The sequence below is a fragment of the Homoserinimonas sp. A447 genome, assembly GCF_054489325.1.
Genome location: NZ_JBTMWW010000001.1, coordinates 842,406 through 864,186 on the forward strand (window position 1 = coordinate 842,406; position 21,781 = coordinate 864,186).

General features: G+C 64.6%; 20 protein-coding genes, 4 tRNA genes and 1 pseudogene. 20 read left to right on the top strand and 5 right to left on the bottom strand.

Annotated elements, in window-relative coordinates:
* Positions 1-14: 14 nt before the first annotated feature.
* Positions 15-1,220: an alpha/beta hydrolase family protein gene (locus tag ACX3O0_RS04075; RefSeq protein WP_459106883.1), complete on the top strand. Its 1,206-nt coding sequence runs from the start codon at positions 15-17 to the stop codon at positions 1,218-1,220.
* On the opposite strand, the gene ACX3O0_RS04080 is transcribed toward ACX3O0_RS04075, so the two are convergent.
* Both ACX3O0_RS04080 and ACX3O0_RS04085 read right to left on the bottom strand, forming a co-directional pair.
* Positions 1,198-1,653, bottom strand: a complete 456-nt coding sequence (locus tag ACX3O0_RS04080; protein WP_459106884.1) for a SufE family protein — start codon at positions 1,651-1,653, stop codon at positions 1,198-1,200. The genes ACX3O0_RS04075 and ACX3O0_RS04080 overlap by 23 nt on opposite strands.
* A gap of 30 nt (positions 1,654-1,683) precedes the next feature.
* Entirely contained in the window at positions 1,684-2,583 is a 900-nt protein-coding gene (locus tag ACX3O0_RS04085) for a sulfurtransferase (protein ID WP_459091242.1), read from the bottom strand.
* Positions 2,584-2,789: 206 nt separating this feature from the next.
* Between ACX3O0_RS04085 and zapE the strand changes: the two genes are divergently transcribed.
* From zapE to ACX3O0_RS04100, 3 genes are all read left to right on the top strand, one after another.
* Positions 2,790-3,815, top strand: a complete 1,026-nt coding sequence (gene zapE / locus ACX3O0_RS04090) for a cell division protein ZapE (protein WP_459091244.1) — start codon at positions 2,790-2,792, stop codon at positions 3,813-3,815.
* A gap of 146 nt (positions 3,816-3,961) precedes the next feature.
* Positions 3,962-5,167: an ammonium transporter gene (locus tag ACX3O0_RS04095; protein WP_459106885.1), complete on the top strand. Its 1,206-nt coding sequence runs from the start codon at positions 3,962-3,964 to the stop codon at positions 5,165-5,167.
* Between the two features lie 89 nt (positions 5,168-5,256).
* Complete coding sequence (locus ACX3O0_RS04100; protein ID WP_459106886.1) at positions 5,257-6,156, top strand: hypothetical protein; 900 nt, start codon at positions 5,257-5,259, stop codon at positions 6,154-6,156.
* Here ACX3O0_RS04100 and ACX3O0_RS04105 read toward each other — a convergent pair.
* Positions 6,130-6,202: transfer RNA gene (locus ACX3O0_RS04105), tRNA-Val, on the bottom strand. The two genes, ACX3O0_RS04100 and ACX3O0_RS04105, sit on opposite strands and share 27 nt — an antisense overlap.
* A 102-nt stretch (positions 6,203-6,304) precedes the next feature.
* Between ACX3O0_RS04105 and ACX3O0_RS04110 the strand changes: the two genes are divergently transcribed.
* The 16 genes from ACX3O0_RS04110 to ACX3O0_RS04185 all read left to right on the top strand — a co-directional run bounded on the left by ACX3O0_RS04110 (position 6,305) and on the right by ACX3O0_RS04185 (position 19,843).
* Positions 6,305-6,376 (top strand) — tRNA-Gly (locus tag ACX3O0_RS04110).
* A 66-nt stretch (positions 6,377-6,442) separates the two neighbouring features.
* Positions 6,443-6,516: transfer RNA gene (locus ACX3O0_RS04115), tRNA-Cys, on the top strand.
* 26 nt (positions 6,517-6,542) lie between these two features.
* Positions 6,543-6,614 (top strand) — tRNA-Val (locus ACX3O0_RS04120).
* 75 nt (positions 6,615-6,689) lie between these two features.
* Positions 6,690-6,953 (top strand): hypothetical protein, encoded by a 264-nt coding sequence (locus ACX3O0_RS04125; RefSeq protein ID WP_459091373.1) that lies wholly within the window; start codon positions 6,690-6,692, stop codon positions 6,951-6,953.
* A gap of 40 nt (positions 6,954-6,993) precedes the next feature.
* Positions 6,994-8,982: a threonine--tRNA ligase gene (gene thrS / locus ACX3O0_RS04130; RefSeq protein WP_459106887.1), complete on the top strand. Its 1,989-nt coding sequence runs from the start codon at positions 6,994-6,996 to the stop codon at positions 8,980-8,982.
* Between the two features lies 1 nt (position 8,983).
* Entirely contained in the window at positions 8,984-9,535 is a 552-nt protein-coding gene (locus tag ACX3O0_RS04135) for an HIT family protein (protein ID WP_459091377.1), read from the top strand.
* Between the two features lie 60 nt (positions 9,536-9,595).
* Positions 9,596-10,525 carry a pyridoxal 5'-phosphate synthase lyase subunit PdxS gene (gene pdxS / locus ACX3O0_RS04140; RefSeq protein WP_459091378.1) on the top strand — a complete coding sequence of 310 codons (930 nt, stop codon included), beginning with the start codon at positions 9,596-9,598 and terminating at the stop codon, positions 10,523-10,525.
* On the top strand, positions 10,515-11,141 hold the full coding sequence (gene pdxT / locus ACX3O0_RS04145) for a pyridoxal 5'-phosphate synthase glutaminase subunit PdxT (protein ID WP_459106888.1): 627 nt from the start codon (positions 10,515-10,517) through the stop codon (positions 11,139-11,141). Before pdxS ends, pdxT begins: the two co-directional genes overlap by 11 nt.
* Positions 11,142-11,192: 51 nt before the next feature.
* Positions 11,193-11,951 (top strand): YebC/PmpR family DNA-binding transcriptional regulator, encoded by a 759-nt coding sequence (locus ACX3O0_RS04150; RefSeq protein WP_459091381.1) that lies wholly within the window; start codon positions 11,193-11,195, stop codon positions 11,949-11,951.
* A 12-nt stretch (positions 11,952-11,963) separates the two neighbouring features.
* Positions 11,964-12,554, top strand: coding sequence for a crossover junction endodeoxyribonuclease RuvC (gene ruvC / locus ACX3O0_RS04155; RefSeq protein WP_459091382.1), 591 nt, complete (start codon positions 11,964-11,966; stop codon positions 12,552-12,554).
* Positions 12,551-13,174, top strand: a complete 624-nt coding sequence (gene ruvA / locus ACX3O0_RS04160) for a Holliday junction branch migration protein RuvA (RefSeq protein WP_459091384.1) — start codon at positions 12,551-12,553, stop codon at positions 13,172-13,174. The genes ruvC and ruvA overlap by 4 nt, the downstream gene beginning before the upstream one ends.
* Entirely contained in the window at positions 13,171-14,217 is a 1,047-nt protein-coding gene (gene ruvB, locus ACX3O0_RS04165) for a Holliday junction branch migration DNA helicase RuvB (RefSeq protein ID WP_459091387.1), read from the top strand. Before ruvA ends, ruvB begins: the two co-directional genes overlap by 4 nt.
* A gap of 70 nt (positions 14,218-14,287) precedes the next feature.
* Positions 14,288-14,698 (top strand): preprotein translocase subunit YajC, encoded by a 411-nt coding sequence (gene yajC / locus ACX3O0_RS04170; RefSeq protein ID WP_459091389.1) that lies wholly within the window; start codon positions 14,288-14,290, stop codon positions 14,696-14,698.
* Positions 14,699-14,811: 113 nt separating this feature from the next.
* Positions 14,812-16,551 carry a protein translocase subunit SecD gene (gene secD, locus ACX3O0_RS04175; protein ID WP_459091391.1) on the top strand — a complete coding sequence of 580 codons (1,740 nt, stop codon included), beginning with the start codon at positions 14,812-14,814 and terminating at the stop codon, positions 16,549-16,551.
* Between the two features lie 5 nt (positions 16,552-16,556).
* Positions 16,557-17,540, top strand: coding sequence for a protein translocase subunit SecF (gene secF, locus ACX3O0_RS04180; RefSeq protein ID WP_459106889.1), 984 nt, complete (start codon positions 16,557-16,559; stop codon positions 17,538-17,540).
* Positions 17,541-17,596: 56 nt separating this feature from the next.
* Positions 17,597-19,843, top strand: coding sequence for a RelA/SpoT family protein (locus ACX3O0_RS04185; RefSeq protein ID WP_459091395.1), 2,247 nt, complete (start codon positions 17,597-17,599; stop codon positions 19,841-19,843).
* A 162-nt stretch (positions 19,844-20,005) separates the two neighbouring features.
* On the opposite strand, the pseudogene ACX3O0_RS04190 reads toward ACX3O0_RS04185, so the two are convergent.
* A pseudogene (locus tag ACX3O0_RS04190) lies at positions 20,006-20,398 on the bottom strand (type IV toxin-antitoxin system AbiEi family antitoxin); the annotation flags it as partial.
* A 94-nt stretch (positions 20,399-20,492) separates the two neighbouring features.
* Positions 20,493-21,725, bottom strand: a complete 1,233-nt coding sequence (locus ACX3O0_RS04195; protein ID WP_459106890.1) for a DUF349 domain-containing protein — start codon at positions 21,723-21,725, stop codon at positions 20,493-20,495.
* Positions 21,726-21,781: the final 56 nt, after the last annotated feature.

The following is a 21,781-nucleotide window of genomic DNA, read 5'->3' on the forward strand; positions in this document are numbered from 1 at the left end:
ACTAAAGTTTGACCGTGGGAGATTCGCGCAGGCACGCCGTCGGGCGCATCGGATGGTGGTTTGCCCTTCCCGCAATCCTCTCAGCGACACTCCTCGGTCTCGCCGTCGCCGCCTTCATCGTGACCTTGCGGGTCGCCAGGTTGGTGATCATCCCGGTCGGCGTCCGGCCGGAGGACGTGGTCGTGCGGCGAGTGGATCGCAAGGCCGGAACCATCACCCTCAGCGATCATCCGGATGCCACGGTCCCGGGTCGCTACTCGCTGTACTTCTCCGGCGGCCGCGGTTACGCGAAGGTGGGGGAGATCACCGCGATCGCGCCTGGGGCGGTCACCAGGCGCCTCATCTCGGAGGAGCGCGGGACACTTCGGCCGGGGCTCAGGACCCGGGTGAGCGGAACGTACTTCGAGTCGCCGGAGAACCTGGAACTGCAGTTCGAGGACGTGGTCGTGGAGACCGGCCTGGGGCCGGCGCCTGCATGGCTGGTGCCCGCATCCGACTCTGCGGGACGCTGGGTCATCCAGGTGCATGGCCGTGGCGCAGACCGGCGGGAGCCGCTCCGCTCGGTACCGGTGTTCCACCGCGCGGGCTACACCTCCCTGCTGATCTCCTATCGCAACGACGGCGTGGCCCCATTCAGCAGCGACGGCCGGTACGCACTGGGCGATACTGAGTGGCAGGACGTCGAGGCGGCAATCAGCTTTGCGCTGTCGCGAGGTGCAACGGATGTTGTACTGATGGGCTGGTCGATGGGCGGCGCGGTGGTGCTGCAATGCGTTACCAGGTCTCCGCTGTCCCGGGTGGTGCGCGGGGTCATCCTCGACTCTCCTGTCGTCGACTGGATCCGGGTGCTCGACCACCAGGCCGGCGCGCTGCGTATCCCCGGGCCGATCCGCGCCGCGGCGTACCGGCTCATCGGCAGCGGGTGGGGAAGGCGGTTCACCGGCCAGGCGGCGGCCATCGACCTGGCGAGACTCGACTTCGTGGCACGGGCGGCCGAACTGTCGTTGCCCACCCTGCTGATGCACAGCGACTCCGACACGTTCGTCCCGTCAACGGGGTCGCGGGCGCTGGCCGGTCTTCGGCCCGACATCGTCACCCATGTGCCGTTCGCCGGCGCGGGGCATACCCGGCTCTGGAATTACGACGAGGAACGGTGGCGGGGTGCCATCACTGACTGGCTGCGCGATCCGGGCGGCGTCAGGCGGCCATCTTCTCGGTGACCTGGCGCTTGGTTCGTCCGAGCAGTGCCGACATCCCCCTCAGCCGCAGCGGGCTCACGGCGGCAGTGAGCCCGATCGTATGGGGGTAGTCGTCCGGAACGGCGAGCACTTCGGTGTCAGTGAGCCCCGCGAGGCCCTGGGCGAGGATGGAGGCGAAGCCGCGGGTTGTCGGAGACTCCCGCGGCGCCGTCACGTAGAGGTGCACGACCCGGTCGTCGTCGATCTCGACGAACATGTACACCGGCGCCTGGCATTCGACGACCCGTTCGAGCAGGTCGGGGTGGTCGCGATACCGCTCAGGCAGATCGGGCAGCTCGTTCGCGAATTCGAGCAGCAGGGTGAGACGGTCCGGCTGGTCGAGCGCGAGGAACTCGTCCCGGATTTCGGCCAGGGCGCGGGGGAGTGGATCGGTGGTTGCTTCTGGGTTCACCATGGTGCTTCCATTATCCCCCGCGCGCCTTGACTACTTCGTTGGCAGTTCGCCGGGTTCTGAACCGAGGACGATGGGAACCCGCACCGCTGCGCCCCACTCGGTCCACGAACCGTCATAGTTGCGCACGTTCTCGAACCCGAGCAGGTGGGTGAGCGCGAACCAGGTGTGTGCAGAACGCTCGCCGATCCGGCAATAGGCGATAACGTCATCGCCGTCCTCCAGGCCGGCACCGTCACGGTAGAGGGCGTTCAACTCGCCGAGTGGCCGGTAAGTGCCGTCCTCCGCCACCGCCTTGCCCCAGGGGATGTTGTTGGCCGTCGGGATGTGGCCTGCGCGGAGGGTCGCCTCTTCCGGGTAGCCGGGGCCGGTGGTTCGGTCGCCGACGTATTCCTCCGGTGACCGGACATCGATCAGCGGGTTGCCGAAGTGCTCGAGGACGTCCTCGCGGAAGGCACGGATTGTCGAGTCGTCACGCTCCACCACCGGGTACTCACTGCGAGCCGGCTTCGGGACCTCAGTGGTGTATTCGCGTCCTTCCGCCTCCCACTTGACCCGCCCGCCATCGACGAGACGGACATCCTCGTGACCGAACAGGGTGAAGACCCAGAGGGCGTATGCGGCCCACCAATTGTTCTTGTCGCCGTAGATGACGACAGTGCTGTCGCGGCTGATGCCCTTCGACATCATCAGCTCGGCGAAACGCTCCCCATCGATGTAGTCGCGTTGCACCGGGTCGTTGAGATCGGTGTGCCAGTCGATCTTCACCGCGCCGGGAATGTGCCCGGTTTCGTACAGCAGCACATCTTCATCCGACTCCACGATGACCAGGCCGGGCGTTTTCAGGTGAGCCTGAAGCCATTCAGTGCTAACCAGGCGCTCCGGGTGGGCGTACTCAGCGAACTTTGCGGATGAGTCGACCTCGATGGTCATCTTGTTCCTCCAGTGCACGCTCACGGCGTGCGAATTAATGCAGTGAATAGTCGGGTTAAGCTGGGAGATATCCCAGCACTTCGACTTTATGCCTTCTGTCGCCCGATGGCGCGGCCAGCGTCGATGTGTGACGGGAAGCCAGTGGGCGGATGATCGCGAACGAGAATCCGCCAGCAGCAATCGCCGAAAGAGACAAGGCCACACACTTGACCGCCGACCAGCCAGGGCCGCCCGCGAGTATCCTCGAGCGCAGTCCTCAGCTTAGCGGCGCGGAGATCGTCGCCCACCTGACCCCTCCCCGGCAGTTCCAGACGGCGACCCTCGAGAGCTACCGACCGGACCGCGACTATCCGTCACAGGGCGCGGCCGTGGCCGCAATCCGGAACTTCGCCGCTGCAGCCACGACATCGAGCAAGGGATTCTTCTCGCGGAGGAAGTCCCCGGAGGCGAAACCGGGCATCTACCTCGACGGTGGATTCGGCGTCGGGAAGACCCACCTGCTCGCGGCCCTCTGGCACCTGGCGAGGGGCAGGAAGTATTTCGGCACCTTCATCGAATACACCGCCCTGGTCGGCGCACTCGGCTACGCCGAAACCGTGAAGACCCTGCGCGGTGCGACGCTGATCTGCATTGACGAGTTCGAACTCGACGATCCGGGCGACACCCGGTTGATGACCCGGCTGCTCTCCGAGTTGATCGGCAGCGGCACCCGGGTAGCGGCCACCTCCAACACTCCTCCCAACGCGCTTGGCGAGGGCCGGTTCGCGGCGGTCGACTTCCTCCGCGAAATCGATGCGATGGCCGCACAGTTCACCACGCTGCGGGTGGACGGCATCGATTACCGGCACCGGGACCGTTCTGGCAGCGCGATCTCGCTCAGCAACGAGGAGTTCGCTGCGGCGGTCGCCGAGGTCGAGGGCGCGATCACCGTCGACTCGTTCGGCGCCGTGCTGGGGCACCTGTCGAGCGTGCACCCCTCCCGCTATGTGAAGTTGGTCGAGGGGCTTTCAGCCGTCGGTTTCCGTGACGTGCACCTGCTGAGGAACCAGACGGATGCACTGCGGCTCGTCGCCTTCGTCGACCGGTTGTATGACGCCCAGGTCCGGATCATCGCCACCGGGATCCCGATCGACCAGGTCTTCGCTGCCGACATGCTGGCTGGCGGCTACCGGAAGAAGTACCTCCGTGCAGTGTCACGGATGATCGCACTGACCTCCCAGGACGCCGAATAGCCGTCGGGTCCGGCCCGGCCTCTTGCTGCCGAAACACGTTGTTCACGCGGCGCCGACCTTCGTAACAGCGCGGAAACACTCGTGCGCCGTACCGGAAACGTCCCGGCCGGACACTGAGTGCACCAAACCGACGAGAGGTGCACACCATGAATTCTGGCGAACTGTCCTGGGCGATAACGGCCACAGCCCTGGTGCTCTTGATGACGCCGGGGCTCGCCTTCTTCTACGGCGGACTGGTGAAGGCGAAAAGCGTGGTCAGCATGATGATGATGAGCTTCGGCTCGCTCGCGCTGGTGGCGGTGCTCTGGGTGCTCTACGGGTTCAATATGTCGGCCGTCGCACACCCGGGCGACTTCGCCGGGAATCCGTTCAGCGACTTCGGCCTCGGATCTGCGGACAATGAGACGCTGATCGGTGCCGCCTTCGGCGCCACGTTCGCGATCATCACGGTGGCGCTGATCTCCGGATCCATCGCAGACCGCGCCAAGTTCGGGGCCTGGATGCTCTTCGCCGGGCTTTTCGCCACCCTCGTCTACTTCCCCGTGGCCGCCTGGGTGTGGGGTGGCGGCTGGATCCTCAACCTCGGCGAAGCGCTGGGGCTGCCCGCGGTGATCGACTACGCCGGCGGCACCGCCGTTCACATCAACGCGGGGGCTGCAGCCCTGGCCCTCGCCCTGGTTCTCGGCAAGCGCGTGCTCTTCGAGAAGGGTGCGCACAAGCCCCACAACGTCCCGTTGGTGCTCCTCGGCGCCGCGATCCTCTGGTTCGGCTGGTTCGGGTTCAACGCCGGTGCGGAGTTCGCCAATGGCCTGGCCGGGGTGGGTCTGATCGTTGTCAACACCCTGGGTGCGACGGCGGCAGCCATCCTGGGTTGGCTGGTGGTTGAAAAGCTCAAGGACGGCAAAGCGACTGCGGTCGGAGCGGCATCCGGTGCTGTGTCCGGATTGGTGGCGATCACTCCGGCTTGCGCCAACCTCACTCCCGGCTGGGCGTTGTTCCTCGGTCTGCTGGCAGGGACCGCCTGCGCGCTGGCCATCGAACTCAAGTTCCGGTTCCGCTACGACGACTCGCTCGACGTCGTCGGGATCCACCTGGTCGGCGGCCTCATCGGCACGCTGTACCTCGGCTTGTTCGCCACCGGTACCGGGTTGTTCACCGGGGGAGACTTCGGACAGTTCACGGTGCAATTGGTGGCTGCTTCCGCCGTGCTGGCCTACTCATTCGCTGTCGCATTCGCACTCGGATTCGCCATCGAGAAGACGATGGGCTTCCGGGTGAGGAACGAGGACGAGCTTGCCGGGCTCGACAAGGTCATGCACGGCGAAGAAGGCTACGCCATCCAGAACGCCTGAACGGTGATCAGTGATCACGGACGTCTCAGAATGAAACGGCGTCGGCGATCTTTCGCTAGTCTTCAGGCGGATTCACCTGGAGGGCAGCTATGGCACTTGGCACAATCGTCCTGGTCGCGGTGCTCGTGTTGGCGGGCGCTGCGGCCACCCTCGTGCAGGCGGCGGCCGTGGTGCACCGAGGCGGCAGCCGCGCATCCGCTGCGATCTTCGCGGCCGGCTGGTTGCTCCTGGTGTTCATCCCAGTCGCCTGGGGCATCTTCGGCGGGCAGACAGCGTGGTACGTGCAGGCGGTCGGCGCCTACGATTTCGCCGGGGCAATCCCGTTCCACCTCGGGGGCGGCGTCGGCGCACTCGCCATCCTGCTGTTCATTCCGCATCGTGATCGCCAGGGGTCGCCACGTATCCCGCGCAGCTGGCCGAGGCCCGTGCTCCTGGCCGGCATCGCCGCGCTGTGGATCGGCTGGCTGATGGTCATGGAGCTCGACCTGAACCCGTTCGTCCTCACCATCGTCATCAACAGCGTGGTGCTCGCCGGAACCTCCCTGGTCGTAGCGGTCATCCTCGAGCGGATGCTCAGGGGGCGCAACAGCACGAATGGTGCCGTGATCGGCCTGATCACCGGCCTGGCCGCTGCGACGGCATCCTGCGCTTTCCTGGAGCCGGCCACGGCCGGGATCACCGGACTCCTCGCGGGCACGATCGCCAGTGTGATCGCCTTCAGGAAGACGGCTGCGCGATTCTCCCTGGCGGGGGCTATCGCCATCACGAACCTCGTCGGGGGAGCAACCGGGCTTCTCATGATCGGGCTGCTCGAACCCACCCGCGGGTTCTTCTACACCGGCTCGTTCGCGCTGCCGGTAGCCCAGGGCACAGCGGTGATCGTGTGCGTGGTGTATTGCGTGCTGGTCGCGGTTCCCCTGGCCCTGGTAGCCGGTGGAAGGCCGCGGAGATGCGAAGCGGAGTGGGCGATACCGGACTCGAACCGATGACCTCTTCCGTGTGAAGGAAGCGCGCTACCAACTGCGCCAATCGCCCGCGCCCATAATCTTGCCACAGGTTTTGCGCGACACCCGTCACGGTTTGGCGATGCCAGAAATAATCGGCTAGAGTCATGCAGCACGCAGAAATGCGAGCAGTGCGGATGTGGCGCAGTGGTAGCGCATCACCTTGCCAAGGTGAGGGTCGCGAGTTCGAATCTCGTCATCCGCTCGAGTGAAGTATCACACCAGCGAAAGAACGGTACGTGCAGCAAAGCAACGTGTGAGAACCCACCATGGTGGCGTGGCCGAGAGGCGAGGCAGCGGCCTGCAAAGCCGTCCACACGGGTTCGAATCCCGTCGCCACCTCCACTCAACAACTTGTAGAAACAAGCGCCGGGCGATTGGCGCAGCGGTAGCGCGCTTCCCTGACACGGAAGAGGTCACTGGTTCGATCCCAGTATCGCCCACAGCAGATGAAAGGGCTCAGACTCCGGTCTGGGCCCTTTCTGTTCCCACTCCCATTCTGGCCATATAGGAGTTTAATGACTCGCATGGCTGGCATCGAGAGCATGCAGAAACGTTCCTCAGGCAGCGGATGGCTGGCCTGGGGCATCGTTATGCTGGTGCTCGGGATCATCGGAATCGTCATCTTCATCGTCGGATCCACCATTCCGACCACCGGCAACGTGCAGGGGTCCAGCGTCTGGCAGACCCTCAGTGTCATCCTGGGCGCCACCTTTTTCGGCCTCGGCCTGGTGTCGGTGATCATCGGCGCGATCAAGCGACGGAAGTTCGGCAGCGACTGACGCGTCCGCCCCCGGCGCAAGCGCCGCTAAAGTTGGGTGAATGAGCAGCCAGCAAACCGGATTCGACCTATTCACCGACCGCGACATTGTCGCGATCCGCGTCAACGGGGAGCTTCGGGACCTGGCGACGACCGTCTCCGAGACGGATGCCGTCGAGCCGGTGAGCATCAATTCTCCGGACGGGCTGGACATCCTGCGGCACTCCGCAGCGCACGTTGCCGCCCAGGCGGTGCAGGCGATCAACCCGACCGCGAAGCTCGGCATCGGCCCCCCGATCGTCGACGGCTTCTACTACGACTTCGACGTGGAAGAGCCATTCACGCCGGAAGACCTGAAGGCGATCGACAAGGCGATGCAGCGCATCATCAAGCAGGGCCAGCGTTTCCAGCGTCGCGTCGTGACCGAGGACGAGGCGCGGGCGGAACTGGCGAAGGAGCCATACAAGCTTGAACTGATCGGGCTCAAAGGTGCGACCGACCAGACTGGCGACACTTCGACGGAGCTCAGTACAAGCAACGAGTCGGTCGAGGTCGGCGGTGCCGAGCTCACCATCTACGACAACGTCGACCCCAAGACCGGCGAAACGCTCTGGAAAGACCTGTGCCGCGGACCGCACCTGGCGAACACGAGGATGATCGGCAACGGATACGCCCTCACCAGGGTGGCTGCCGCCTATTGGCGCGGCTCGGAGAAGAACCAGCAGCTCCAGCGCATCTACGGAACGGCCTGGCCCAGCAAGGACGAGCTGCGTACGTATCAGGAGCGGATGGAGGAAGCCGCCCGCCGCGATCACCGCAAGCTGGGCAAGGAGCTCGACCTCTTCTCCTTTCCGGAGGAGATCGGTTCCGGGCTCTCGGTCTGGCACCCTCGCGGCGGGATCATCCGCCAGGAGATCGAGCAGCACGCCCTGCGGCGTCATCGCGAGGCTGGGTATACCTACGTCTACACCCCGCACATCAGCAAGGCTGACCTGTTCCTGCAGTCCAATCACTTGGTCACCTACAAGGACGGCATGTTCCCTCCCATCCACATGGACGAGATACGGGACGCCGAGGGCAACGTGACCCGGCAGGGCTCTGACTACTACCTCAAGCCGATGAACTGCCCGATGCACATCCTGATCTACAAGGAGCGTGGACGCAGCTATCGCGACCTCCCGATGCGACTCGCCGAGAACGGCACGGTGTATCGCAACGAACTCTCCGGTGCCCTGCACGGACTGACCAGGGTGCGTGGCTTCACCCAGGACGACTCGCACCTCTTCGTGACCCCTGACCAGCTGCAGGATGAGGTCGCGAAGGTCCTCGAATTCGTTGTCTCCATGTTGCGAGATTTCGGCCTGACCGAGTTCGAGCTCGAACTGTCGATGAAAGACGACCACAAGGACAAGTGGATCGGTTCGGAGGAGTTCTGGGACAGCTCCACGGATGCCCTGCGCCAGGTCGCCCTGCGCAGTGGGCTGAAGCTCACCGAGGTTCCAGGCGAGGCCGCGTTCTACGGGCCCAAGATCGACCTCAAGACTCGCGACGCGATCGGACGCGAGTGGCAGCTGTCCACGGTCCAGGTCGATCCGAACCTGCCGGAACGTTTCGACCTCGAGTTCACCGACCGCGATGGGTCCAGGCAGCGTCCGATCATGATCCACCGTGCACTTTTCGGATCGATCGAGCGTTTCTTCGCCATCCTGCTGGAGCACTATGCCGGCGCCTTCCCGGTGTGGCTGTCGCCGGTGCAGGTTGTCGGGATTCCGGTCGCCGAAGAGTACGGCCCATACCTCGATGACGTGATCGACCAGCTGAAGACTGTCGGCGTGCGGGCCGAAGTGGATCATTCCAGTGACCGGATGCCGAAGAAGATCCGTACCCACACCAAGGCCAAGGTGCCTTACCAGCTCATCGCAGGCGAAGACGACCGCGCAGCCGGGGCGGTCAGTTTCCGGTTCCGGGACGGAACCCAGGAGAACGGGATCCCGGTGGCCGACGCGATCGCGCGCATCCGCGAATCCATCGAGACGAAGGCGCAGGTCTGAGGTGATCGACCCGGAGACCGGCATCGCGGTCGAAGACGGTGCCGACTTTGCCGCGGTACCCGACGCGTTCCAGCGGTTGTGGACACCGCATCGGCTGGTCTACATCCAGGAAGGCCAGCAGCCGGAAGAGGATGCCTGCCCGTTCTGCCTCGCACCGTCCAAAGCCGACGAGGATGCGCTGATCGTTGCCAGGGGTGAGCACGCCTACGTGCTGCTCAACCTGTTCCCGTACAACTCGGGTCACCTTTTGGTCTGCCCATACCGCCATGTTGCAATGTATGACGAGGCGACCAGCGAAGAGATTGCCGAGATTGGTAGCCTCACCCAGACGGCGATGCGCGTGCTGCGACAGGTATCCTCGTGTGACGGCTTCAACCTCGGCATGAATCAGGGCAGGATCGCCGGCGCAGGGATCGCTGAACACCTGCACCAGCACATCGTGCCGCGGTGGGCGCTCGACTCGAACTTCTTCCCCATCGTGGCCCGCACGAAAGCCGTGCCGAGGTTGCTGGGAGAAGTGCGCGACGAGATCGCCCAGGCCTGGCCCCGCTAGAGCCGCAAGCCCCTTTCCCACCGCAGAACCCCACCACACGACGAAGGTAGAATCAGCAGCATGACCACAAGCACTTCACCCGACAACGGCACCACCGCTGCCGAGACCAACACGGTCGGCTCCAACCGCGTCAAGCGCGGCCTCGCCGAAATGCTCAAGGGTGGCGTCATCATGGACGTCGTCAACGCTGAGCAGGCGAAAATCGCCGAAGACGCGGGCGCCGTCGCCGTCATGGCCCTGGAGCGCGTCCCAGCCGACATCCGCTCGCAGGGCGGCGTCGCCCGCATGAGCGACCCCGACCTCATCGACGGCATCATCGCCACCGTCTCGATCCCGGTCATGGCGAAGGCCCGCATCGGCCACTTCGTCGAAGCACAGATTCTGCAGTCGCTCGGCGTCGACTACATCGACGAGTCAGAGGTTCTCAGCCCGGCCGACTACGTCAACCACATCGACAAGTGGCCGTTCACTATCCCGTTCGTCTGCGGGGCAACGAACCTCGGTGAGGCGCTGCGCCGCATCAACGAGGGCGCTGCGATGATCCGCTCGAAGGGTGAGGCCGGCACCGGCGATGTCTCTGAGGCGACCAAGCACATCCGCACCATCAAGCGCGAGATCGCCCGCCTCGGCTCCCTCAGCACCGACGAGCTGTATGTCGCGGCCAAGGACCTCCAGGCACCGTACGAACTCGTTCTCGAGGTTGCCAAGACCGGCACCCTGCCCGTCGTGCTGTTCACCGCTGGCGGGGTTGCGACCCCGGCCGACGCGGCGTTGATGATGCAGCTCGGAGCCGACGGCGTGTTCGTCGGTTCGGGAATCTTCAAGTCGGGCAACCCGGCACAGCGCGCAGCGGCAATCGTCAAGGCGACGACCTTCTACGACGACCCGGCGGTGATCGCCGAGGCTTCGCGCGGTCTCGGCGAGGCGATGGTCGGAATCAACGTGTCCGACCTGGCCGCACCGCACCGGCTCGCCGAGCGTGGCTGGTAGTCCCACTACGAACACGACTGCAGCAGTACCCGGGACGATCGGTGTGCTCGCGCTCCAGGGAGACTTTCGCGAGCACATCGCCGTGCTGCGTTCCCTGGGGGCGGATGCACGCCCAGTACGACGGCCGGAGGAACTGGCTGAGGTGGCCGGGCTGGTGATTCCCGGCGGCGAGTCCAGCGTCATGGACAAGCTGTCCAGGACCTTCGGCCTGGCCGGCCCGTTGCGTGCCGCGATCAGAGATGGTCTGCCGGTTTACGGAACCTGCGCCGGAATGATCATGCTGGCCGATCGCATCCTTGATGGAATCGACGGGCAGCAGACGCTGGGCGGTCTCGACATCGAAGTGCGCAGGAACGCTTTCGGGTCGCAGGTCGAATCGTTCGAGGTGGACCTGGACGTGCCGGCGGTGGGGGACACCCCGGTGCATGCCGTCTTCATCCGCGCACCAGTGGTGGAGGTGCTCGGGGCAGGCGTGACAGCACTCGCCACCCTCGACGACGGGCGCGTGGTGGCCGCCGAGAGCGGAAACCTGCTCGCCACCTCATTCCATCCCGAGATGACCGGCGAAACTCGGTTCCACGAGTACTTCCTCGACAAGGTGCGCCGGCGCAGCTGATCGCACCGCCATGCGCCGGCCCGTCGTTGCCGGCTGGGTAGAATGTGATCCATGTCAGGTCACTCCAAATGGGCAACCACCAAGCACAAGAAGGCCATCACTGATTCGCGGCGCGCCAAGGCGTTCGCGAAGCTGATCAAGAACATCGAGGTCGCTGCGAAGATGGGCGGGGCCGACCTGTCGGGCAATCCGACCCTCGTTGATGCGATCCAGAAGGCCAAGAAGACCTCGGTTCCGAACGACAACATCGACCGTGCCGTCAAGCGCGGCGCCGGGCTGTCCGGCGAGTCCGTCGAATACCTGACCATCATGTATGAGGGCTACGCCCAGGGTGGCGTCGCGCTGTTGGTCGAGTGCCTCACCGACAACAAGAATCGCGCCGCTGCAGAGGTGCGCACGACGATGACCCGCAACGGCGGCACCATGGCCGACCCCGGCAGCGTCGCATACAACTTCAACCGCAAGGGCGTCATCTCGATCAGCAAGACCGACACGGTGACCGAGGACGACATCCTGATGGCTGTTCTCGATGCCGGTGCTGAGGAAGTCATCGACCGCGGAGCCGGCTTTGAAGTGATCACTGAGCCGACGGACCTGGTGGCTGCCCGCACCGCCCTGCAGGAGGCGGGGATCGACTACGACTCCGCCGAGGCCGAGTTCGTGCCGAACCTGCACGTCGAGCTCGACCTGGAGACCGCCCGGAAGGTCTTCAAGCTGATCGACGCCTTCGAAGACCTGGACGACGTGCAGAACATCTTCGCCAATTACGAGGTTTCACCCGAAGTCCAGGCCCAGCTTGACGAGGACTAGGCGACTACACCCATGACACTCCGAGTGCTCGGAGTCGACCCCGGCCTCACCCGCTGCGGTGTCGGTGTCATCGACGTCGAACCGAACCGCAAGGCGCGGCTGGTGCACGTGAGCGTCATCCGCTCGGATCCGGAACTCGACCTGGAGAAACGGCTCCTGGGACTCGGTGCCGGACTGGAAAGCCTCCTTGCCGAGTACCGTCCTGACGCCGTCGCACTGGAGCGGGTATTCGCCCAGCAGAACCTGAGAACGGTGATGGGGACGGCGCAGGCCAGCGGGGTGGTCCTGTTGCTGGCCGCGAGGCAGGAGCTGGCCGTCGGGCTGCATACGCCTTCCGAGGTGAAGGCCTCGGTCACCGGCTACGGATCGGCCGACAAGAAGCAGGTTGCAACAATGGTCGCGCGGATTCTCGGACTGGCCACGCCGCCGACTCCTGCCGACGCATCGGATGCTCTTGCACTCGCCATCTGCCACGGCTGGAATTTGGGGACGGCGCAGGCTGGCCCCTCCGCGAACTCGTCCCTGACCCCGGCACAACGGGCGTGGCGCGCCGCGGAGCGTAAGGCTCCGAAGTCGGCGGCCGCTCGTAGGGTGGAGCCATGATCTCCTCTGTGCGCGGCCCGGTATTGGCCGCGGTCGGCTCCACTGTCGCCGTCGAAGTGGGTGGCGTCGGCCTGTCGATCACCGTCACACCGCAGCACGCGTTGTCCGTTCAGCTGGGAGCCGAAGCCCGTCTGTACACGGCGCTCATCGTGCGGGAAGACGACCTGGCACTCTACGGGTTCCGGGAGGCCGAGGAACTGACAGTGTTCGACCTGCTCCGTGGGGTGACCGGTGTCGGCCCGAAGTCGGCGATGGGCGTTCTCGCCGCGATGTCCCCGCAGCAGATCGCTACCGCCGTCGCCACTGAGGATGACGGCGCATTCCGGAAGGTATCCGGGATCGGCCCGAAGACCGCCAAGCTCATTGTGCTTTCCCTCGCTGGGAAGCTCCACGTCGCGGCAGTCTCAAGCCCTCAGGGAACCGCATCCGACACTTCCACCGGGTCCAGCGTGCTCGCAGCCCTGGTCAGCCTCGGCTGGTCGGAGAGGGTCGCAACGCAGGCAGTGGACGACGCCATCACCGCCGCCTCGCCGGCGGAGCGTGATGCGGTACCCGCACTGCTGCGCCTGGCCCTGGCCCAGTTGGGCCCGGCTCAGCGCGGCGAGGTGAAGACGCCATGACACCCTCGGAATTCCAGGACGATCCGGCCGTCGCGGTGGTGCGCCCGACTCCCGAATCCGAAGCCGAGCTCGCCTTCGAAGGTGCCCTTCGGCCCAAGTCGCTGGCCGAATTCGTGGGACAGTCCAAGGTGCGGGCACAACTCGAGTTGCTGCTGCGGGCAGCCGAGATGCAGAATCGTACCCCCGATCACATCCTGCTGGCAGGGCCTCCCGGCCTCGGCAAGACCACACTCGCCATGATCGTGGCCCAGGAGAGCGGCCGGCCGCTTCGCATGTCCAGTGGCCCGGCAATCCAGCACGCCGGCGACCTGGCAGCCGTGCTCTCTTCCCTCGTGCCGGGGGAGATCCTCTTCATCGACGAGATCCACCGGATGGCCCGCGCTGCCGAAGAGATGCTCTACCTGGCGATGGAAGACTTCCGGATCGACATCATGGTCGGCAAGGGCGCTGGCGCAACATCCATCCCACTGGACCTGGCACCATTCACCCTCGTCGGTGCAACGACGCGCTCAGGGCTTCTGCCAAACCCCCTGCGCGATCGCTTCGGCTTCACCGCGAACCTCGAGTTCTATTCGGAGCCGGAACTGGAGATGGTGCTGCAGCGTGCAGCTGCGCTGCTCGAGCTGCCCATCGACAGGTCGGCACTCGCTGAGATAGCCGGGCGATGCCGGGGAACACCTCGAATCGCCAACCGCTTGCTGCGCAGGGTGCGGGACTATTCCCTCGTCCACGGAGACGACGGCCTGACCGCTGTTCACGCGGCGCTGGAACTCTATGACGTGGACGAGTTGGGACTGGATCGCCTTGACCGCGCGGTCATGGACATCATTCTCACCCGATTCGACGGCGGACCGGTCGGCCTGAACACGCTCGCGGTGTCGGTCGGTGAGGAGGCGGAGACCATCGAATCCGTGGTGGAGCCATTCCTGGTGCGGATCGGCATGATCACGCGGACGCCACGTGGCCGAGTCGCGACGAGCCTGGCCTGGAAGCATTTCGGGCTCGTTCGCCACACGGATAGCTTGTTCACCGATGATCTATAGTTGAACCTTGCCAGTTGTGCACAGCGCTGCCCGCCGACTGGATCCCCCTCAAGCTTTGGAAGGTCCCGTCATGGATCCGTTTCTTATTATCGTCGTCGTCGCCCTGGGCCTGTTCGTCTTCATGCAGTTCCGCACTGCGAAGAAGCGTCGCACTGAGGCTGCCGAACTCCAGGAGAAAATGCTCCCCGGCACGGAGATCATGACCAACTACGGTCTCTACGGAACAATCATCTCGATTGACGATGAGAACAACATCGCACTCATCGAAACCACCCCAGGCACCGTGCTGCGCATCCACCGCCAGACGATCCTCAAGGCAGTCGAAGAAGAAGTGATCGCCGATGATGCCGAGGTCTCGGCCGAGGACGACGCCGTCATCGAGGCTCTTCCCGAAGACACCACAGCCCCCGAGTTCGGGGAGCGCATCGAGGAGGAGCCGGTGAAGCCGGCTCGCAAGGGTGCGAAGAAAGACCGCGAGTAACCACTAACCTGTTGTGAGTCCGGCGGCACCTGCCGCCAGTTCTCCAATGAATGTGGCCCGAGAGAGTCTGCGCCTGCGCGGTGCAACCGACGTGAAGAAAGCTGAGTAACCAGGTGGCAAGATCGACCCCGGTCAAGAAGGCTTGGCGTGCACTGACCTGGTTGCTGGTCATCATCGTCGGTCTCATCGCCATCAACGGTGCGGGAATCCTCTGGGGCAGCGGTGCCTCCTGGGCCCCCAAGCTGGCGCTCGACCTTCAGGGAGGCACGCAGATCGTGCTTGCGCCGCAGCTCGAGAGTGGGCAGACGGTCACGGAAGAACAGCTGAACCAAGCCGTGTCGATCATCCGCCAGAGAATCGATGCGAGTGGTGTGGCTGAGGCTGAAATCGCAACGCAGGGAACCCAGAACATCACCGTCTCCCTGCCGGGCGTCCCCGACAAGGAGACCCTCGACCGGCTGGAGTCTTCGGCCAAGCTCGAGTTCCGCCCGGTTCTCTACACCGACGCCGCGACGACCACCGAGATGGGGGAGGACGGCGAGGATTCGACCGCTACCCCCGAACCCGGTGCTGAGGAGACTCCAGAACCGACCCTGAACTCGACACCGACCGCCAGCCCGACTGACGCGAGCGACCCGAGCTGGATCACCGAGAAGCTCTTCGACGATTTCACCAAGTTCGATTGCGACAGCCTCGACGAAGCCGGCGCGAACGTGGCTCCGGAAGCGGAACCGCTCATCACCTGTGATGACACGCGCACACAGAAGTTCATCCTTGGCCCGGTCGAGGTCCGCGGCGCAAACATCTCGGATGCCAGCCACGGGCTGGCCATGAACAGCCAGGGCGTCACCACCGGCCAGTGGGCTGTCAACATGCACTTCGATGATGAAGGCGCCGAGGCGTTCGCCGACGTCACTCGCAGGCTGATCACGCTCGAGGGTGTTCGCAACCAGTTCGCGATCGTGCTGGATGGACAGGTCATCACCGCCCCGACCACCAACGCTGCCATCACCGATGGCAAGGCAGAGATCAGCGGAAACTTCACCCAGGACAGCGCGAAGACACTCGCCGACCAACTGAAGTTCGGCGCGCTGCCGATCGGCTTCGAGGTGCAGAGCAGAGAAGTGATCTCGGCAACGCTGGGTGACACGCAGCTCTCGAGCGGGATCATCGCCGGACTCATCGGAATGTTCCTGGTGGTCATCTACTCGCTGTTCCAGTACCGCCTGCTGGGCTCCGTCACGGTCGCGTCGCTCGTCGTGGCCGCCGTACTGACCTATCTGGTGATAGCCATCATGTCGTGGCGAATGGGGTTCCGATTGTCACTGGCCGGGGTCGCCGGCCTTATCGTGGCGATCGGTTTCACCGCCGACTCCTTCATCGTCTACTTCGAGCGCATCCGTGATGAACTGCGTGACGGCAAGAGCCTGGTGGGCGCGGTCGAAGCCGGCTGGAAGCGGGCGCTCCGCACCATCCTGGCGGCCAAGGGTGTCAACCTCCTGTCGGCCATCGTGCTCTTCGTACTGGCGATCGGAAACGTCCGGGGCTTCGCCCTCACCCTGGGGATCACGACGGTGATCGACGTGCTCGTGGTGGTGGTCTTCACGCACCCGATGCTGCAACTGCTCGCAACCACCCCGTTCTTCTCGAACGGCCACAAGCTGAGCGGGCTAGACCCACACGCCCTGGGAGCGGTCTACCGAGGGCGCGCCCAGTTCCGCGCACCCATTGCAAAATCGCCGAAGCTCGTGGGTGCGTCGCGAGAAGCGGTGCGCCGACAGACCATTGCTGAGCGAAAGGCTGCGGAATCCGCGGCCAAGTCCAGCTCGAACGCATCCTCCAGGGGGAAGTAGTCCTGATGGCCAATCTCACTCAGTTCGGAAACGACCTCTACACCGGCAAGCGGTCGTACGACTTCGTCGGCAAATACCGCGTCTGGTACACCATCGCCATCATCGGAATGGCGATCTCCATCGTGATTCCGATCATCAACGGCTTCAACTTCGGCATCGAATTCCGGGGCGGCTCCCAGTTCCAGATCACTGAGGCCGCCAATCCCGAACAGCAGCCGGCGATCGATGCCGTGCAAAGCGTGGTCCCCGAGCAGGTCGCCCATGTGACGTCCGTGGGGGCGAGTGGCCTGCGCATTCAGACCGACAAGCTCACCGACGACGAGACCAACAGCGTCGCCCAGGCCCTCGCCGAGGCATACGACATCCCAGCTGCAGACGTGACCGCCTCCTTCATCGGACCCAGTTGGGGCGCCGACATCACGGCCCAGGCCGTGCGCGCCCTCGTCGTATTCCTCGCACTCGCCGTCATCATGATGGCGATGTACTTCCGCACCTGGAAGATGTCCATCGCCGCACTCCTGTCGCTCATCAACGTCCTGGTGATCACCGCCGGTGTCTACGCGGCAACCGGATTCGAGGTGACGCCCGGCGCGATCATCGGCTTCCTGACAATCCTCGGCTTCGCCCTTTATGACACTGTCGTGGTGTTCGACAAGGTCCGCGAGAACACCGCGGAACTCGGGCCAGAGTCCCGCCAGACCTTCGGAGAAGCGGTCAACCTGGCCGTCAACCAGACGCTGGTGCGTTCCATCAATACCGGTGTCGTCGCCGCGTTGCCGGTTGCCGCCATCCTGTTCATCGGATCGTTCGTGCTCGGCGCCGACACCCTGCGGGACATCTCGCTGGCACTGTTGGTCGGCATCATCCTGGGTACCACGTCGACCATCTTCATCGGTGCCCCGATCTATGCCCATTTGAGGGAGAACGAGCCGGAGATCAAGAAGCAGACCGCGCGCGCACTTGCGCTTCGCACTGCCAGCGCCGAGTAGGTCAGACCTCCACCCTTGCCACGGTATTCTGGAGTGAGCAAGCCGGAGGAGGGGATATGACAGAGGTCACGTCGCCAAGCCCGGTCGCCAGGCGGAGCCTGATTCCCCGGATCTTCTCCAGGGCTCAGCCGTCCGGCGGCATGGACATCCTGCTCAAGAAGGTCCGCGCGAACGACCCCAAGGCCGACCTCGACGTGATCGAGCGTGCATACGCGCGCGCAGAAGAGGCACACCGCGGACAGCTCCGCCGCAGCGGTGAACCGTACATCACCCACCCGGTTGCGGTGGCACAGATCCTTGCCGAACTCGGCATCGGCCCCAAGACGCTGGCCGCCGCGCTGCTGCACGACACCGTGGAAGACACCGACTACTCGCTCGACATGCTGCGCGACGAGTTCGGCGACGAGATCGCGATGCTGGTCGACGGCGTCACCAAGCTGGACAAACTTAAGTACGGAGACAGTGCGCAGTCGGAGACAGTGCGAAAGATGGTCGTCGCGATGTCCAAAGACATCCGCGTGCTGTTGATCAAGCTCGCAGACCGCCTTCACAATGCCCGCACCTGGGGCTTCGTCGACTCCGAGTCCGCGGCGCGCAAGGCTCGGGAGACCCTGGAGATCTATGCTCCGCTCGCGCACCGCCTCGGCATCCAGACCATCAAATGGGAGCTGGAAGACCTCTCATTCGCCGTGCTGCATCCCAAGCTGTACCTCGAGATCGAGAACCTGGTCAAGCAGCGCACCCCACAACGCGACGAGTTCCTCCAGCAGGTGATCGACGCTGTTCGTGAAGACCTGAAGGCCGCGAAGATCAAGGGCAAAGTGGCCGGTAGGCCCAAGCAGTACTACTCGATCTACCAGAAGATGGTGCTCCGCGGACGCGAGTTCGACGAAATTTACGACCTGGTGGGCATCCGGGTGCTGGTGGGCTCGGTTCGCGACTGCTATGCGGTGCTCGGGTCTATCCACGCCAGGTGGACGCCGATTCCCGGCCGGTTCAAGGACTACATCGCCACCCCGAAGTTCAATCTCTACCAGTCACTCCACACCTCCGTCATCGGGCCGAACGGCCGCGCCGTGGAGATCCAGATCCGCACCGAAGAGATGCACCGCCGTGCGGAGTTCGGCGTGGCGGCCCACTGGAAGTACAAGGAGCGGGTGAGCGGCAAGGGTGTCCTCAAGCCGCTGGGCAGTGACACCGACATGGCCTGGCTCGCCCATATCTCCGATTGGCAGGCCGAGACCTCGGATCCGGGGGAGTTCCTTGACTCGCTACGCTACGAGATCGGCGCCAAGGAGGTCTACGTCTTCACCCCGCAGGGCAAGGTGATCGGCCTTCCGGGCGGCGCGACACCTGTGGACTTCGCGTACGCGGTGCACACCGAGGTCGGCCATCGCACCATGGGGGCAAAGGTGAACGGGCGCCTCGTCCCGCTCGAAAGCCAACTCAGCAGCGGTGACGTCGTCGAGGTCTTCACCTCGAAGAACCCGGATGCCGGGCCGAGCCAGGGCTGGCTCACCTTCGTGAAGAGCACTCGGGCACGCAACAAGATCCGACAGTGGTTCACGAAGGAGCGCCGTGATGAGGCGGTGGAGCAGGGCAAGGACTCCATTGCCCGGGCCATGCGCAAGCAGAACCTCCCGCTGCAGAAGCTCATGGGCCAGGACTCGCTGAACGAGGTTGCCGCGCTCCTCCGTTACGAAGACGTCACCGCCCTGTACGCGGCCGTTGGCGAAGGCCATGTGTCCACCCAATCGGTACTGGAGAAGGTCGTTGCTTCGCTGCACTCGGAGAACGAGGACTCCGACATCCCCATCCCGGCCAAAGGCCGCCGCCGCCGCCAGAACGACAGCGGTTCCGGCGTGCTGGTCAAGGGAGCACCCGACATCCTGGTGAAGCTGGCCAAGTGCTGCACGCCGGTCCCCGGTGATGACATCGTCGGCTTCGTCACGCGCGGATCCGGCGTCTCCGTGCACCAGGCTTCGTGCATCAACGTGGCTGAGTTGATGAAGGAGCCCGAGCGGATCATCGAGGTCGAGTGGGCGCCAACGTCGACCAGCGTCTTCCTGGTTCAGATTCAGGTGGAAGCGCTCGATCGCTCCGGACTGCTCTCCGACATCACGCGCGTGTTGTCCGAGCACCACGTCAACATCCTCTCGGCGACCATCACCACGTCATCCGACCGCCTGGCGCTCAGCAAGTTCGTCTTCGAGATGGGAGACACCACCCACCTGGACAGGGTGCTCAACGCGGTGCGGAGAATCGACGCCGTCTACGACGTCTACCGCGTCAGCAACGGCTGATACCGAAGGCAACGCCAGGGACCGCAAGCGATCCAGTGTTCGCACCTTCCCCGGGAGATTACGGCGCCGATCCAGAAGGGTGACGCAATCCTCGACGGATGCCCCGGCCAGGCCGAGGAGCCGCAGCACCATCAATTGCAGGGGCACATCGAACCCGGAACTTGACCTGACCAGGTCGCAGGCGGTGCGCAGTGGTGAGGTCACGCGAACTCCGCCGAGCACAACGATCTCATTGTCATCGATCACGACCTCACGAACGACGAGCCTGCGGAGCGTGGACGGCTTTGCCCGGGCATCCGCTGCTGAACAGAACTGGTGCTCGCTGGGCGGTGAGTCCATCACACCGAACACCCACGCTGCGGACAGCCGTTCCACGATCACTCTTCCGGAGAGCTGCTGCGCAGCCGCCTGCGCACGATCGGCTGATTGCTCGGGAAGGTCGACTGGGCTGAAGCAGTCCGCAATGGCGAAGAGGTCGCCATCGAGCCTCGCGGCAGACAATTCCGCGATCGGCAGGTCGGCGGGGGAGAGCACGGCGGGCAGGCGAGGTGTCATGCACCCATGGTGGGCTGCCTCTGAGCGGCGAGAAGCTCCAGCCTGCGATTTGTGGGAAACCGGCTGCCGGTCGCGCCTGTGAGCAGGTGCCGGGTCAGGAGCCGATCGCTCCCAGCCAGGCCTTGCGTGCGTCAAGGGCTTCCTGGGCCTCTGCGATGCGCTTGGCGTCTCCACTCGCGCGGGCTGCGGCGAGTTCCTCCTCCAGCTTCGCTATTGCGTCGTGAAGCTGGCTGGCCAGCCCCTCCGAGCGCGCCTGACGCTCCGGATTGTTCTTCTGCCAATGCTCATCGTCAAGTTTGCGCACCGCGGTCTCGACCTTGCGCAGGCGGTCCTCGACCGACTTCACTTTGTCGCGCGGCACCTTGCCGACCTGGTCCCAGCGAGTCTGGATTGAAGCGAGCGCGTTCCGTGCCTTGGACCGGTCGGTCTCGGTCAGGAGCGGCTCGGCTTCGGCCAGCAGCGCGAGCTTCAGGTCCAGGTTGGCAGAGAACTCCTCGTTGTCCTTGGCGTCCACCTCCGACTTCGCCGAGTACAGGGCGTCACCGGCTGCCTTGAACTTGGCCCAGAGCGCGTCATCGAACTTCTTGCCGGCGCGCCCGGACGCCTTCCACGCCTCCAGAAGGGAGCGGTAGGCGGGGATTCCGGCAACACCCTGGGGGACGAGCGCCTCGGCTTTCTCGACCAGTTCCTGCTTCTGGTTGCGCGCCTGCTTGTGCGTGGCGTCGAGCTCAGCAAAGAACGCCTTGCGGTGCGTCTCGATCGTGGTGCGTGCGGCCCTGAACCGCTTCCACAGTTCATTGCCCTCCGCCTTCGGCAGCCGTGGGCCATCCTGCTGGTGTTTCTGCCAGCGGGCGAAAATGTCGTCCAATTCGGCGCTGACCGACTTCCACTGGGCTTTCGCCGGATCCCGTGCGGCGAGTTTCTCCGCTTCGACAACCAGCGCGGTGCGCTCCGCTACCGCTTCGTCGAGCGCCGCCTTGTTCTCGGCGAGCTGCTTCTCGGTGAGTTCGCCAACCGCGCCGCCGAGCGCATCCAGGCGGGCACGCAGCGATGCCAGGTCGCCAACAGCGTTCGCGGTTTCCAGCGTCTTGCGGAGGGCATCCACTGTTGAAGCGATGTCGGCGGCGGGCGTTCCACGCTTGATGCGCTGTTCGAGCAGGGTCACCTGTCCGGCAAGGTCGGTGTACTTCCGCTGGAAGTACGCCAATGCCTCTTCCGGCGTGCCGTCGGGGAATTGCCCGACCTCGCGTTCCACGTCGCCGTCGCGTACAAAGACGGTGCCGGTCGAATCGACGCGGCCCCATGATTCCTGGTTGTTCGTAGTCACAGTCTCACCTTGTTTACCGGAGCCGATTGCTGCTGATGGCCGGTGCCCAGCCTATT